The organism is Citrobacter sp. RHB35-C17 (genome assembly GCF_013816795.1).
Lineage (GTDB): Bacteria > Pseudomonadota > Gammaproteobacteria > Enterobacterales > Enterobacteriaceae > Citrobacter_A > Citrobacter_A amalonaticus.
The window spans coordinates 1788860-1802214 of the sequence record NZ_CP057150.1; the positions used below are offsets into that span (position 1 = coordinate 1788860).

General features: G+C 53.1%; 15 protein-coding genes. 5 read left to right on the forward strand and 10 right to left on the reverse strand.

From position 1 onward, the window contains the following. Nucleotides 1–109 precede the first annotated feature (109 nt). On the forward strand, nucleotides 110–562 hold the full coding sequence (gene matP / locus HVZ37_RS08340; RefSeq protein ID WP_043001159.1) for a macrodomain Ter protein MatP: 453 nt from the start codon (nucleotides 110–112) through the stop codon (nucleotides 560–562). A 76-nt stretch (nucleotides 563–638) separates the two neighbouring features. Here matP and ompA read toward each other — a convergent pair whose 3' ends face one another. Together ompA and sulA are read right to left on the reverse strand one after the other, a co-directional pair. Beyond that, the gene (gene ompA, locus HVZ37_RS08345; RefSeq protein WP_043001975.1) at nucleotides 639–1694 is read right to left on the reverse strand and encodes a porin OmpA; all 1056 of its coding nucleotides are present in this window, start codon (nucleotides 1692–1694) and stop codon (nucleotides 639–641) included. A gap of 355 nt (nucleotides 1695–2049) precedes the next feature. Further along, on the reverse strand, nucleotides 2050–2559 hold the full coding sequence (sulA, locus tag HVZ37_RS08350) for an SOS-induced cell division inhibitor SulA (protein ID WP_043001158.1): 510 nt from the start codon (nucleotides 2557–2559) through the stop codon (nucleotides 2050–2052). Nucleotides 2560–2776: 217 nt separating this feature from the next. Here sulA and HVZ37_RS08355 point away from each other — a divergent pair, with 217 nt between their 5' ends. Beyond that, nucleotides 2777–3406, forward strand: coding sequence for a TfoX/Sxy family DNA transformation protein (locus tag HVZ37_RS08355; protein ID WP_043001157.1), 630 nt, complete (start codon nucleotides 2777–2779; stop codon nucleotides 3404–3406). Here HVZ37_RS08355 and yccS read toward each other — a convergent pair. Then, complete coding sequence (gene yccS, locus HVZ37_RS08360; protein WP_043001156.1) at nucleotides 3360–5522, reverse strand: YccS family putative transporter; 2163 nt, start codon at nucleotides 5520–5522, stop codon at nucleotides 3360–3362. The genes HVZ37_RS08355 and yccS overlap by 47 nt on opposite strands. A 6-nt stretch (nucleotides 5523–5528) precedes the next feature. Continuing rightward, nucleotides 5529–5987 carry a YccF domain-containing protein gene (locus tag HVZ37_RS08365; protein WP_043001155.1) on the reverse strand — a complete coding sequence of 153 codons (459 nt, stop codon included), beginning with the start codon at nucleotides 5985–5987 and terminating at the stop codon, nucleotides 5529–5531. Nucleotides 5988–6110: 123 nt separating this feature from the next. Here HVZ37_RS08365 and helD point away from each other — a divergent pair, with 123 nt between their 5' ends. Next, nucleotides 6111–8165: a DNA helicase IV gene (gene helD / locus HVZ37_RS08370; RefSeq protein WP_181628317.1), complete on the forward strand. Its 2055-nt coding sequence runs from the start codon at nucleotides 6111–6113 to the stop codon at nucleotides 8163–8165. A 31-nt stretch (nucleotides 8166–8196) separates the two neighbouring features. On the opposite strand, the gene mgsA is transcribed toward helD, so the two are convergent. Both mgsA and HVZ37_RS08380 read right to left on the reverse strand, forming a co-directional pair. After that, on the reverse strand, nucleotides 8197–8655 hold the full coding sequence (gene mgsA / locus HVZ37_RS08375) for a methylglyoxal synthase (RefSeq protein ID WP_044256300.1): 459 nt from the start codon (nucleotides 8653–8655) through the stop codon (nucleotides 8197–8199). Between the two features lie 92 nt (nucleotides 8656–8747). Then, a complete protein-coding gene (locus HVZ37_RS08380; RefSeq protein ID WP_181628318.1) occupies nucleotides 8748–9410 on the reverse strand; it encodes a DUF2057 family protein in 663 nt (220 codons plus the stop codon). Nucleotides 9411–9582: 172 nt separating this feature from the next. On the opposite strand from HVZ37_RS08380, the gene HVZ37_RS08385 reads away from it, so the two are divergent. Next, nucleotides 9583–9996, forward strand: coding sequence for a CoA-binding protein (locus HVZ37_RS08385; protein ID WP_044256299.1), 414 nt, complete (start codon nucleotides 9583–9585; stop codon nucleotides 9994–9996). A gap of 68 nt (nucleotides 9997–10064) precedes the next feature. On the opposite strand, the gene hspQ is transcribed toward HVZ37_RS08385, so the two are convergent. Together hspQ and rlmI are read right to left on the reverse strand one after the other, a co-directional pair. Further along, nucleotides 10065–10382, reverse strand: a complete 318-nt coding sequence (hspQ, locus tag HVZ37_RS08390) for a heat shock protein HspQ (protein WP_042319966.1) — start codon at nucleotides 10380–10382, stop codon at nucleotides 10065–10067. A gap of 57 nt (nucleotides 10383–10439) precedes the next feature. Continuing rightward, complete coding sequence (gene rlmI / locus HVZ37_RS08395; protein ID WP_044256297.1) at nucleotides 10440–11630, reverse strand: 23S rRNA (cytosine(1962)-C(5))-methyltransferase RlmI; 1191 nt, start codon at nucleotides 11628–11630, stop codon at nucleotides 10440–10442. Nucleotides 11631–11724: 94 nt separating this feature from the next. On the opposite strand from rlmI, the gene yccX reads away from it, so the two are divergent. After that, on the forward strand, nucleotides 11725–12006 hold the full coding sequence (yccX, locus tag HVZ37_RS08400; RefSeq protein ID WP_043001149.1) for an acylphosphatase: 282 nt from the start codon (nucleotides 11725–11727) through the stop codon (nucleotides 12004–12006). Here yccX and tusE read toward each other — a convergent pair. Together tusE and yccA are read right to left on the reverse strand one after the other, a co-directional pair. Next, nucleotides 12003–12332: a sulfurtransferase TusE gene (gene tusE, locus HVZ37_RS08405; protein WP_043001148.1), complete on the reverse strand. Its 330-nt coding sequence runs from the start codon at nucleotides 12330–12332 to the stop codon at nucleotides 12003–12005. The genes yccX and tusE overlap by 4 nt on opposite strands. 89 nt (nucleotides 12333–12421) lie before the next feature. Continuing rightward, nucleotides 12422–13081 (reverse strand): FtsH protease modulator YccA, encoded by a 660-nt coding sequence (gene yccA / locus HVZ37_RS08410; RefSeq protein WP_012905355.1) that lies wholly within the window; start codon nucleotides 13079–13081, stop codon nucleotides 12422–12424. Nucleotides 13082–13355: the final 274 nt, after the last annotated feature.

Genomic DNA, 13355 nt, shown 5'->3' on the forward strand with positions numbered 1-13355 from the left:
GCAAACGCACAGGAGGCTGCAGAGTGGCTCACAGCCTGAAGATTCTTTTCTTCAGATGCTAAAAAAGCTGATATTCTGATAGGAGTGACACGGTAACATTGAGATCGCCATGAAATATCAACAACTTGAGAATCTTGAAAGCGGTTGGAAGTGGAAGTACCTGGTGAAGAAGCATCGTGAAGGGGAATTAATAACCCGTTATGTGGAGGCCAGTGCAGCCCAGGAGGCCGTGGATTTGTTGCTTACGCTGGAAAATGAACCGGTGCGGGTCAATCTCTGGATTGACGAACATATGAGTCCCGCGCTGCAAAACCGCATGAAACAGACGATACGCGCACGGCGTAAACGTCATTTCAATGCTGAGCATCAGCACACGCGAAAGAAATCTATCGATCTGGAATTTATTGTCTGGCAGAGACTGGCAGGGCTGGCACAGCGGCGAGGCAAAACGCTATCAGAGACCGTAGTGCAGCTGATTGAAGATGCAGAGAATAAAGAGAAGTACGCTAACAAGATGTCTTCGCTAAAGCAGGATCTGCAGGCGCTGTTAGGCAAAGAGTGACAGGTTTTCATCAAAGCTGTTTTGCTGACGGCCAAAAAAAACCCCGCAACGCGGGGTTTTTTCATAAGACGGAAACTTAAGCCTGCGGCTGAGTTACAACGTCTTTGATGCCTTTAACTTCGATCTCAACGCGACGATCCGGGGCCAGGCAGTCGATCAGTGCAGCGCGAGCTTTCACGTTGTCACAGGTGTTGCCAGTAACCGGGTTGGATTCGCCCATACCACGTGCGGAGATCTTGTCAGCCGGGATACCTTTAGAGATCAGGTAATCAACAACAGACTGAGCACGTTTCTCAGACAGACCCTGGTTGTAAGCGTCAGAACCGATGCGGTCCGTGAAGCCCAGAACCACTACGGAACCATCTTTCGGATCCAGGTTGCTCAGCTGGCTGTACATCTGATCCAGAGCCTGCTGGCCTTCTGGTTTCAGAGTCGCTTTGTTGAAGTTGAACAGAACGTCAGACTTCAGAGTGAAGTGTTTGGTCTGTACTTCAGGAGCCGGAGCCGGCGCCGGCGCTACGATCGGAGCAGCTTGTTCCTGCTGACCGAAACGGTAAGAAACACCTACGCTCAGCAGACCGTTGTCTGGACGAGTACCGATGGTGTTAGCGTCACCGATGTTGTTGGTCCACTGGTATTCCAGACGGGTAGCGATTTCAGGAGTAATTGCGTACTCAACACCACCTGCGAATACTGGGGATACGCCAGTATCGTGGTCTTTAAAGGAAGCGCCACCAGGTTCGTTAGCCTTGGTGTCTGCACGCCATACCATACCACCCAGACGAGTGTAGATGTCCAGATCGTCAGTGATTGGGTAACCCAGTTTAGCGGTCAGCTGAACGCCCTGAGCTTTGTAAGCGCCGTTGATGTTGTCGCCTTTGTACGGCATACGACCTAACCAGTCGTAACCCATTTCAAAGCCAACATACGGGTTAACCTGGTAACCACCGAACGCACCGGCACCCAGTTGGTTTTCGTGGGTCGGACCGTTGTTGTTGATGAAACCAGTGTCATGGTACTGGGACCAGCCCAGTTTAGCACCAGTGTACCAGGTGTTATCTTTCGGAGCGGCCTGCGCTACGGTAGCGAAACCAGCCAGTGCCACTGCAATCGCGATAGCTGTCTTTTTCATTTTTTGCGCCTCGTTATCATCCAAAATACGCCATGAATATCTCCAACGAGATAACACGGTTAAATCCTTCACCGGGGGAGTAGTTCAATAGTTACTCTACCGATATCTGCGGCTTACGCCGAGCACCCCTGGCGATGTAAAGTCTACAACGTAGTTGAAAACTTACAAGTGTGAACTCTGTCAGGCATATGAAAAAAAAAAACTTGTATACATAATATTTAACATTTGGCGCATCAGAATTTATCGCCAGATTTCGCGGGAACCGCGTGCGCCAAGCGTTCACAGAAAAAAAACGTTAGTCCTCAATGTGAAGGTCGAGGAGGAAAAAAAATTCCAGGATAAATCCTAAATTTACTCAATGATACAAATTTGAGTGAATTTTTAGCCCGGTTTGCTGTCTCGTGGCATGGGTGTGTGCATTCACGGGACGCATGATAAATCCCATCGCATTTCCTTCATCTGCCGCCTTAACCAATTCAGCATGTTCTTCTTCTGTTAATTCTTCTGTTAGCCAGCCAATTACCACGCTGTAGTTGCCCGTGCGCAATGCACGAACCATTGATTCCAGCGTATGGCAGGGGGACAGTTGGTTAATTTGCATCACTTTAGTCAGCGGAAGCCCGGCAGACTGAACCCATTCACGGCTCAGCTTCTGCTGTGGCGTCAGCCAGAGCTGCCAGCGCGATTGCTGTCCTAGCTGCTGAAGAAGCGGTAACAGCAGTAACTGCGTCATCATGGGCTGGTCTTCGCGGTAGACCACTTCGCTGATAAGCCCGGTGGACACTTTCTCGGAAGAGACGCGCGCCATCGTGTTCGATGTGGAAGAGAATGACGGAGAACGATTTGCGTAGCCTGAAGTGTACATAATCAATCCAGCCCTGTGAGTTACTGTATGGATGTACAGTAACCCTGATGTCGTGAAAGATCAACTTTATTTTCGGAAAGAGACTCGCAATTTTTATTCATGGTAGCGGTAAAAACGAAATTCAGCTTGCCCCTAGAGAATAAGTTGCCTATTTTCGTCATTAACGGATTCGTGACGGCAAATCATTCTTTTAGTTTATGATTTAAAAGGGAATTTTATGAAAATTCACTCCTATGACAGGATCTATAAATCACAGGAATATTTATCTTCTCTGGGGACGATCCACTTCCGCTCACTGTTTGGCAGTTACAGTCTGACAATCAGGAATACCGTCTTTGCGATGGTTGCCAATGGGGAGCTCTATCTGCGTGCCTGTGAGCAAAGCGTACAGTATTGCGTGCAACATTCCCCGGTCTGGCTGACGTTTCTTAAACGCGGGCGTCCGGTCATGCTTAATTATTATCAGGTTGATGACACTCTTTGGCGCGACCAGCAACAGTTGATCCAGTTGTCGAAGTTTTCGCTGGATGCCGCGTTGCAGGAGAAGTTGTCCCGCAGTTCTCAGCAGCGGCTTAAGGATCTCCCCAATATGACCTTTCATCTGGAGAGTTTGCTGAATGAAGCGGGGATCTACGACGTCGCCACCCTGCGAATGCTGGGCGCTAAAATGTGCTGGTTGCGACTGCGACAAATGAACAAATCCATCACTGACAAGGTGCTGTTTAATCTTGAAGGGGCTATTTATGGTATCCATGAAGCGGCGCTCCCGGCGATACGCCGCCAGGAGCTTGCTCTGTGGGTTAAGTCGCTTTCACCGGTGCCGATGTCGGTGGAGAAGAGTGAGTGATTTGCCGCTGTAGCCGCCCCATTTCCGGCAGCAGGGCCACCAGTAAACCGACCTGCTGAATCACCAGTGGTTCTTTGCTGTCCGGACGTGGCTCAAGCTGCTGAATGCGCTGTTTCAGTTCGGCGAGAGCTTGCTGCACGCGCGCTTCGTCGGCCGGGAGATGATGTAGCGCATCATCAACATAACAGACCGCATCGTCCAGCAAAGCCAGCACGTCGGGGTTGGTGAGTTGCTCACGATGCGCACCTAAAGCAGAAATATAACTGGTGAATGTATGATTGAGGCAGAGCAAACGGAACGCGGCCTCACGTGTTTGTGCCGTCACGTCGGGCTCGCTGGACATATTCGACACCACGGAGGCCAGCTCAGCATCGCGGTTATGGGCATCGCGACGGGCAATCCGATATGCCAGTCGATTATCGCGTCCCTGATGGTACTGCTCCAGGATGGCGTCAAGATAGCGACAGTTTGCATCGGTCGCTCTTTCCATCACTCGCGGGAGGTTTCGGAAACGCCAGTCCGGCCAGATAAAGCTTACTGCCGCCCAGGCGATGGCGCAGCCGATGAGCGTATCAATCACCCTGGGGAGGGCGACTTCAAACCCTTCGCCGAGCAAGTTGAAGCACAGCAGAACCAGCAGCGTGATAAACATAGTGGCGTGGGCATACTGGACGTTGCGAAAGGCAAAGAACAGAACGCCGGTGATCACCAGTAAAATAAGCTGACCTTCCAGCGACGGAACAAACCATAAAATCGGGATACCAATCGCCACCCCGACCAGGGTACCGATAATCCTCAGCGCCAGGCGGTGCCGCGTGGCGTTGTAGTTTGGCTGACAAACAAACAGGCTGGTCAGCAGGATCCAGTAACCGTGATGCATACCGGTTATCTGAATGATCGCGTAGCCGACGCACAGAACCAGAGACATCCTGACCGCATGGCGAAACAGCGCCGATTCGGGAGTAAAGTTACGACTCAGACGCAGCCAGATATCGCTGAACCCGTGCGGACTGTCATCGGCGAGCTGGCTCTCCGATTCGTTACGCGGCATAGCCTGCGCCTGTTCTGATTCAATTGTTGCCAGTTGTGCATCGATGGCGCGCAAATTAGCCAGTAAAAATCCCAGCGTTTTCAGCAGATCGGCGGAGGCGCCGTTTGCCCGCATTCGCTCAAGCGCGGCGTCGAGATGCGTGAAGGCGCGTTCAAAATGCGGATCGTGCTGATAGGGGACGCGCAACAAAATACAGCGCGACAGTTGCAGACAGGCCTGGCCCTGCATCGACATCAGGCGTTGAAAGCGAAACATCACGTCGCTGTGACGGAAATGGTCACGTAGCGTCTGGTATTGAATATGCGAGGAGCTGGCGCGCTCATGAATATCCTGCGCCACAAAGTAGTAATGCAGAGTTCGCCGTGTGCCGCGCTGCCCCCGGTCGCCGCGCAGGCGAGTCAACAGGGACACTTTCGTCTGATTCAGTGTCGCCATCAGTTGGCCGTTGGCCAGCGCTAAGTCATAAAGCGGTGCCTGGCTTTCATTTTCAATATCCGGGTCAAAAAGCCGTGACTTCAGCTCCAGATAGTGCGCCAGTTGCTCATAGCTGCGTGCCAGATTGTCCTGCAAGGGACGAATTGGGAACAGCAAATGACCGATAAGCGTCAGCCCGTTGTACCAGATAGCGCCCGCCAGCAGCAGAAGCGGTTGCTGATACCATTGGGCGTACAACGACGCCCCAAGCATGGTGTAAATGGCGATCAGCAATGCGCCAAAGGCAATCGTCGCATAACGCTGCCCTAAACCGCCGAGCAGGATAAAACCGCTGGTAGAGAGCGTCAGTCCGATGGCGAACAGCCATGGGTAAGGAAACAGTAGCTCGACTGACGCAGAGGCGATAAAAAAGCAGATTAGCGTAATGATCAGGTTGCGCAGACGACCCGCGAGACGATCGTCCAGATCGGTCAGCGCTGCTGCCACCATCCCCAGCGTCAGGGGGATGGTCAGTTTGACATCACCCAACCACCAGGGCAGCGCTGTTGTTCCGCAGAGGGCGATAAAAATACGCACGTAATACAGCCAGGTGCTGTTCCAGGTATAGCGGCGAAGCAGGGGACTTAACATACTGACTTAGCGTCCTGATGACTCAAAACGGCGACGGGCGTTCGCTTCGCGTGCTGCACGTGCAACTTCTACGGAGACAACGCGACGTCCCACTGGCCAGAGTGCAATCGCGGCAATCTTAAAGTTCGCAATGCCAACCGGAATACCAATGATCGTGATGCACTGGGTGATACCTGCGGCGATGTGCATCAGACACAGCCACCAGCCGAAGAAGATCAGCCAGAAAATATTCAGCAGCGTCCCGCCCGTATTCATCAGCACACTTTTACCCGCCGGATCCAGTTCATCAACATGAACCGCTTCGTTTCCGTAAGGCAGCAGCGACAACCTGGTGATTTCCCAGCATGAGCGGGTGAGCGGCAGGGTGAAGATCAGCACTATACTGACCAGCGTTGCCAGGAACCAGGACAGCGTGGTGGCAAAGCCCCCCAACACAAAATTCAAAATATTCAGAACGGTACGCATAAACCCTCGATTGATTCTGGTTTTCTGTGATTTCCGGCAATTGTAACGTTTTTTTGGGCTGGAGCACGTATTCTCTGGCGGTTACACTGAGAAGAAATACGCTTTGTCTGGATCGGCTGAGTCATGGAACTGAAAGCAACGTCTATTGGTAAACGTCTGGCGCAACACCCGTATGATCGGGCGGTGATCCTTAATGCCGGCATTAAGGTATCGGGCGATCGCCATGAATATCTCATTCCCTTCAATCAGTTACTGGCGATTCATTGTAAGCGCGGGCTGGTGTGGGGGGAGCTGGAATTTGTGCTGCCGGACGAAAAAGTGGTGCGACTGCATGGCACCGAGTGGGCAGAAACTCAGCGCTTCCATCACCATCTGAATAGCCGATGGCAGCAGTGGAGCCAGGAGATGAGTGAAGTTGCGGCTGGCGTACTGCAGGAGCAACTGGATTTGATTGCGGCCCGAACCGGGCAAAATGCCTGGCTGACGCGCGAGCAAACGACGGGATTACAGCAACAGATCCTGCGGGCGTTTGCCGCGCTGCCGTTACCGGTTAACCGGCTGGAAGAGTTTGAGAACTGTCGCGATGCGCTGCGACAGTGCCAGGCGTGGCTGAAAGATATCGAGGCATGTCGCCTGCAGCATAACCAGGCGTATACCGAAACGATGTTGACGGAATACGCCGATTTTTTCCAGCAGGTGGAATCGTCACCGCTCAATCCGGCTCAGGCCAGAGCGGTCGTCAATGGCGAACATTCTTTGCTGGTGCTGGCTGGGGCCGGTAGCGGTAAAACATCCGTGCTGGTGGCGCGGGCGGGCTGGCTGCTGGCGCGGGGCGAAGCGGCCGCAGAACAGATCCTGCTACTGGCTTTTGGTCGCAAAGCGGCGCAGGAGATGGATGAGCGTATTCGTGAGCGGCTGCATACCGAGGAGATAACGGCGCGGACGTTCCATGCCCTGGCGCTGCACATCATTCAGCAGGGCAGCAAAAAAGTACCGACCATCAGTAAGCTTGAAAATGACACCGCCGCGCGAAATAAACTATTCATCAGCACCTGGCGTCAACAATGCAGCGAGAAAAAAGCGCAGGCGAAGGGCTGGCGACAGTGGCTGGAAGAGGAAATGGCGTGGACGGTGCCGGAAGGCAATTTCTGGGACGATGAAAAACTACAGCGGCGTCTTGCCTCGCGTCTGGATCGCTGGGTGAGCCTGATGCGCATGCATGGCGGAGCCCAGGCGGAGATGATTGCCAGCGCACCGGAGGAGATTCGGGATCTGTTTGGAAAGCGTGTGAAGCTGATGGCGCCATTGCTGAAAGCCTGGAAAAGTGCGCTGAAAGCGGAAAACGCCGTCGATTTTTCAGGTCTGATTCATCAGGCCATTGTGATTCTGGAAAAAGGGCGTTTTGTCAGTCCGTGGAAGCATATTCTGGTGGATGAATTTCAGGATATCTCCCCGCAGCGTGCCGCGCTGCTGGCTGCATTGCGTAAGCAAAATAGCCATACCACGTTGTTCGCCGTCGGGGATGACTGGCAGGCTATTTACCGTTTTAGCGGCGCGCAGCTTTCCTTAACGACTGCGTTTCATCAGACCTTCGGCGACGGTGACCGTTGCGATCTCGACACCACTTACCGTTTCAACAATCGCATTGGCGAAATCGCTAACCGCTTTATTCAGCAGAACCCACATCAACTCAAGAAACCGCTTAATAGTCTGACGACGGGAGATAAGAAAGCCGTTACGTTGCTGGATGACACGCAGCTTGATGCGTTGTTGGATAAGCTTTCCGGTTATGCGAAAGCCGACGAGCGGATTCTGGTGCTGGCGCGTTATCACCATCTGAAACCGGCCAGTCTCGAAAAGGCGGCAACCCGTTGGCCTAAGCTGCAACTTGATTTCATGACCATCCACGCCAGCAAGGGGCAACAGGCGGATTACGTTATCATTGTCGGGCTACAGGAAGGGAGCGATGGGTTCCCGGCACCGGCGCGTGAATCCATCATGGAAGAGGCGTTGCTGCCGGTTGTGGAAGATTTTCCGGATGCGGAAGAGCGGCGGTTGCTTTACGTTGCCCTGACCCGCGCCCGCCATCGGGTCTGGCTGCTGTACAACAAAGCGACCCCCTCACGCTTCGTGGAGGATCTCAAAGACCTGGACGTGCCGGTGGTAAGAAAACCGTAAGCAACAGGCGACGCCCGTCGCCTGCGCGGGATTACTTGAGGCGTTCAGCCAGATAACGCGGATAGTCCGGAATGAGCACGTCAACGGCATCATTGAAGTGTGGCGACTGGATAATGAAATCCGCCGTGGCGACATTGGTGGCGACAGGGATATTCCAGACGGTCGCCAGGCGCAGCAACGCTTTCACATCCGGATCGTGCGGAACCGCGTTAAGCGGATCCCAAAAGAAAATCAGCACATCAATTTTCCCTTCAGAAATCAACGCGCCAACCTGCTGATCGCCGCCCATCGGACCGCTCAGCATGGCGTTAACGTCCATACCCGTCGCGCGTTGAATAAGATTTCCGGTCGTCCCGGTGGCGTAGAGCACATGTTTTTCCAGCAACGGCTGGTGGCGTTCTACCCAGCTCATCAACATCTTTTTGCAGTGATCGTGTGCAACCAGCGCAATGTGCTTACGCGCCGGCAAAGTGCGAGTCGTCAGTTCCATCATTCAGTTCCATTGTGGGTTTTGCTACAGAGTACTGAATGTGCCTGATGCTGCAAGAGAAAGACGAAAAAAAAGCCGGACGGAACAAAACATCAGGACGAGGGCTGTTTCTCCGCCCATTGCAGAAAGCTATTACGCGTTTGCGGGTCCGCCTGGCGAAACCAGTATTTCAGACGCTGTTCTGTGAGCGTCTGAGATTGCGGCGGGATGGTATCCAGTTCTGAGACCCCCGAAAGCAGAGTGCTGTCGTCGGCCATCATCGTCGCGAACTGGGGTAAGGAAGCACGTTTTGCCGATTTATTGTAGCGCTCCGTTTCTGCCTCAAAATCAATGGCTTTAGTTTTTGAGGTAATGGCGAGGATATCCAGTTGTACCGGGATCGGCATCGCATTGCCATCCAGTAATTCCAGCCGTGGCACCACGTCAAAATGGCTGGCGTCGCGGTCGCTTTCCAGGCGCGGAAGGTGAAAATTAACCTGCTCCACGCGCTGAGTGTCAAAACTGATCACCAGCGGCGGGGAAATGTAGAGCTGTTCTGCATGGCTGGGGAGGCGGATTGTCTTCTCAACCCGAAAAACAAGTTGATGGGGCCCATTATCGAGCTCAATGCTGTCCGCGCCGCGCAGGAGTGAACTGGAGACTTTTTTGCCGTCCAGTACCAGCAGGTCAATGTCGGTTGAAAGACGAAGAGTGGTAGCGAAAACCGTGACCGGCAAGCAGAGGGCTATCATCAGGGTCACAGTGCCGGTTTTCATAGGGTTCTCCTGTCCAAGGACCGCCGGGTAAGAATGTATCAAAATTTTTCGATAATCACGTTTACTAACATATAGACATATTTTGGCGTTTTGCTCTCATACTTACGGGTGGGACGCATGGTTGGGTTGTCAGGATTGTCGTACACTTTGCAAAACAGCCTGGAGAATGATGATGAAAGAGACCGATATTGCTGGCATTTTAACCTCGACCCGAACCATTGCATTGGTTGGCGCAAGCGATAAGCCTGACCGTCCAAGCTACCGCGTGATGAAGTATTTACTCGATCAGGGCTATCACGTGATTCCGGTTTCCCCGAAGGTTGCCGGTAAAACCTTGTTAGGGCAGAAGGGCTACGCGACGCTGGCGGACGTGCCGGAAAAAGTGGATATGGTGGATGTGTTCCGTAATTCAGAAGCGGCATGGGGCGTCGCTCAGGAAGCGATTGCGATTGGCGCGAAAACGCTGTGGATGCAATTGGGCGTGATTAATGAGCAGGCTGCGGTGCTGGCGCGCGAAGCGGGATTGATGGTGGTGATGGATCGCTGCCCGGCGATTGAGATCCCACGACTGGGGTTAACGAAGTAAGTCGACGAGTCTGGCGGCCGAAAGAAGACAGGCCCGAGAAGCAATGCGCCATCGGGCCCTGGTAAGGATCAGTTACGCAGGCGAGGGGCCTGCAACTGTTTACGAATGGTCTGAGCAAGCTCATCCATCGAAGGCTGTTCAGGATGCTCGTCCTGCGTTTCGCTGCTTAGCTGCGCTTCGGCAAGATAGGTATGCACTGGACGACCGTCATCATCTTCCATCACCACGTGATACCACGGAGCGGCGCGAAGCTCGTCGTTGACCGCCAACTCATCAGGTGACGGCTCTGCAAGCGAATAGACCGGGTCGATATCCACGACCACTCCGAGATATCCTAACAGGGAATGGCGGACCTGCTGGCCGATACCGAATTTGCTGGCAATCATAGTCACCTCCCGGGAAATCATTACTCTCGATATGAGGGTAAAATTCCACTTTTCAAGTTACATGACGCGACAGGCAAACCCTTTCAGATACAGCCCTTCCGGGTAGGTAGCGATCACGGGATGATCGGCGGCCTGACGGAACTGCTCTATAAATTGTACATCACGCCCTGCATCAATTGCGGCATCGGCGATGATTTTCTGAAATAAATCTGTTGTCATCAGGCCGGAACAGGAGAACGTCAACAGCACGCCGCCCGGATTCAGCAACTGGATCGCCAGCATGTTGATATCCTTGTAACCCCGACATGCCCCCATCAACTGGCTTTTGTTTTCGACAAACTTCGGCGGATCCATCACGATGACATCAAACTTTTCACCACGATCGCGATAGGTTCGTAACAGTTTAAAGACATCGTCACGGACAAATTCTGCCTTGCTGAGATCGAGTTTGTTGAGTTCAACGTTCTGTTTCGCAATATCCAGCGCTTCCTGGGAGGTATCGACGCTGATCACCTGACGGCAACCGCCCATCAGCGCAGAAACAGCAAAACCTCCGGTGTAGGAGAAACAATTGAGCACCCGCTGGTTTTCGACATAACGGCGCGTCGCCAGACGGCTGTCACGCTGATCGAGGTAATAACCGGTTTTGTGACCGCCCTGGATATCCACCAGCAGCTTCATACCGTGCTCTTCAATTGGCAGCAGTGCAGGGGGGATCTCACCGGTGACCGGGCCTTGCGTCAGCTCCATCCCCTCTTTTTTACGTACCGCGACATCGCTACGGTCATAAATCGCACATTCCGGGTAGAGCGCTTGCAGCGCGCTAATCAATGCGGCACGCTGATATTCCGCGCCAGCGCTGAGCAGTTGCAGCACCAGGAAATGACCGAAGCGGTCGATGGTTATGCCCGGCAAGCCGTCGGATTCTCCGGCGATCAAACGATAGCTGTCCAGACCATCTTTTTTCGCCAGCCAGTCGCGCCATTGCTGCGCCTGTTGCAGACGGCGGGTGAAGAAGGCGATATCGACAGACTCGTTCTTGTCGAAGGTCCAGACGCGTGCGCGGATTTGCGACGCCGGGGAAAAGGCGCCACGGGCTAACCATTTACCCTGATGGTCAACAATGTCGATGGTTTCACCGAGGTTGGCTTTACCTTCCATACGGGCAACGGCACCAGAAAAGACCCACGGATGGCGGCGAAGTAATGATTTTTCGCGCCCTTTGGCTAACACTAAACGTACACTCATAATTAACGGTTCTGTCGAATCAAAGAAATGGGCGCCATTGTCCTGAGTTTTACCCGGATTTGCAACGCGCCCGAGGATGTGAAGGAGAATAACAATGTCGAGAGTCTGCATTATCGCGTGGGTTTATGGCCGGGTTCAGGGCGTGGGATTTCGCTATACCACGCAGCAGGAGGCACGGCGTCTGAGCTTAACCGGTTACGCCAGGAACAGGGATGATGGCAGCGTGGAGGTGGTTGCCAGCGGCGAAGCGGAGCAGGTCGACAAATTACTGAAATGGCTCAAGGACGGCGGCCCGCGTTCTGCCCGGGTAGACAGAGTCCTGAGTGAGCCGCACCGTCCTCGAGAGGCGTTTACCGGTTTTAGTATTCGTTATTAAATACACTTCACCGGTTTTGGCAGGCCAGCAATTTTAGTGGCCTGTTTTGCAGGGCCTTTTGGAAACAGACGATACAGATAACGGCTGTTGCCTTTCTCCTCGCCAAACTTATTCGCCATCGCTTTGACTAACATACGAATCGCAGGCGAGGTATTAAACTCCAGATAAAAGTCGCGCACAAAACGCACCACTTCCCAGTGTTCCGGGGAGAGGATAATTCCCTCGTTTTCAGCAATGACCACCGCCATCGGCTCGCTCCACTGCGCGCTATCTTTCAGATAGCCGTCGGCGTCGGTAGCGATTTCTTTACCTTCAAAGATCAACATAATTCTTCACTGCGTTAGACAACCTGGCGGCAGTTTACCAAAAAACAAAGCCCCGCATAAGCGGGGCCGGGTGTCATGCCGGATTGCCGTTAATCGCGGCTGGCGAAGCCCAAAATGCTGAGCAGGCTGACAAAGATGTTGTACAGCGAAACGTAGAGGCTAACCGTTGCGCGGATATAGTTGGTTTCACCGCCACGGATGATGTTGCTGGTTTCAAACAGGATTGCGCCTGAAGAAATCAGGATAAACACCGCGCTGATCGCCAGGTGCAGCGCTGGCAGTTGCAGGAAGATGTTAGCAACCATACCAATCAGTACCACCACAATACCGGCCATCAGCATGCCGCCGAGGAAGGACATGTCTTTGCGGGTGGTCAGCACGTAGGCGGAGCAGCAGAAAAACACCAGCGCGGTGCCGCCCAGCGCCATCCCGATCACGTCGCCCATTCCAGCGGACAGGTAAGCGTTCAGAATCGGCCCAAGGATGTAACCGAGGAAACCAGTGAAGGCAAACGCGGAAATAATACCGCTTGGCTTGTTCGCCGTTTTATAGGTCAGGAACATCAGCCCGTACATCCCCACCAGCGTCAGAATCAGACCCGGAGAAGGCAGCATCAGCACGGTGCTGGCGGTGGCGGTGATCGCCGAAAATGCCAGCGTCAGGCTCAGCAGAAAATAGGTATTGCGCAGTACTTTGTGCGTGCTAAGTAGCGATGTACGGTCATGTGATGAACTAACAATACGATCCATGAGTCACTCTCTTATGACAGATGTAATTAATGATGGAGGATAATGAAAACACAGACGACGACACAGCGCTTTTACCCATCTTTACTCATTTGATCTAAATCAGGTTTCATCGTGGATGACAGTGAATAGCTGATAAAGCATGAGTATTGTGCTGAATAAATGGACAATCTGTTGTTATTTCAGGCTATTAACAACATTTTGACTGTTTTTCAGGCAAACGAACACATTCGGGCTTTACACAGCGCATCGGGATGTTTATAGTGCGCCTCATTCC

What these genes read in the sequence shown, in the direction of transcription:
- matP (WP_043001159.1), top strand. Translation starts at nt 110, where the DNA reads ATGAAATATCAACAACTTGAGAATCTTGAAAGCGGTTGGAAGTGGAAG.
- ompA (WP_043001975.1), bottom strand. Translation starts at nt 1,694, where the DNA reads ATGAAAAAGACAGCTATCGCGATTGCAGTGGCACTGGCTGGTTTCGCT.
- sulA (WP_043001158.1), bottom strand. Translation starts at nt 2,559, where the DNA reads ATGTACACTTCAGGCTACGCAAATCGTTCTCCGTCATTCTCTTCCACA.
- HVZ37_RS08355 (WP_043001157.1), top strand. Translation starts at nt 2,777, where the DNA reads ATGAAAATTCACTCCTATGACAGGATCTATAAATCACAGGAATATTTA.
- yccS (WP_043001156.1), bottom strand. Translation starts at nt 5,522, where the DNA reads ATGTTAAGTCCCCTGCTTCGCCGCTATACCTGGAACAGCACCTGGCTG.
- HVZ37_RS08365 (WP_043001155.1), bottom strand. Translation starts at nt 5,987, where the DNA reads ATGCGTACCGTTCTGAATATTTTGAATTTTGTGTTGGGGGGCTTTGCC.
- helD (WP_181628317.1), top strand. Translation starts at nt 6,111, where the DNA reads ATGGAACTGAAAGCAACGTCTATTGGTAAACGTCTGGCGCAACACCCG.
- mgsA (WP_044256300.1), bottom strand. Translation starts at nt 8,655, where the DNA reads ATGGAACTGACGACTCGCACTTTGCCGGCGCGTAAGCACATTGCGCTG.
- HVZ37_RS08380 (WP_181628318.1), bottom strand. Translation starts at nt 9,410, where the DNA reads ATGAAAACCGGCACTGTGACCCTGATGATAGCCCTCTGCTTGCCGGTC.
- HVZ37_RS08385 (WP_044256299.1), top strand. Translation starts at nt 9,583, where the DNA reads ATGAAAGAGACCGATATTGCTGGCATTTTAACCTCGACCCGAACCATT.
- hspQ (WP_042319966.1), bottom strand. Translation starts at nt 10,382, where the DNA reads ATGATTGCCAGCAAATTCGGTATCGGCCAGCAGGTCCGCCATTCCCTG.
- rlmI (WP_044256297.1), bottom strand. Translation starts at nt 11,630, where the DNA reads ATGAGTGTACGTTTAGTGTTAGCCAAAGGGCGCGAAAAATCATTACTT.
- yccX (WP_043001149.1), top strand. Translation starts at nt 11,725, where the DNA reads ATGTCGAGAGTCTGCATTATCGCGTGGGTTTATGGCCGGGTTCAGGGC.
- tusE (WP_043001148.1), bottom strand. Translation starts at nt 12,332, where the DNA reads ATGTTGATCTTTGAAGGTAAAGAAATCGCTACCGACGCCGACGGCTAT.
- yccA (WP_012905355.1), bottom strand. Translation starts at nt 13,081, where the DNA reads ATGGATCGTATTGTTAGTTCATCACATGACCGTACATCGCTACTTAGC.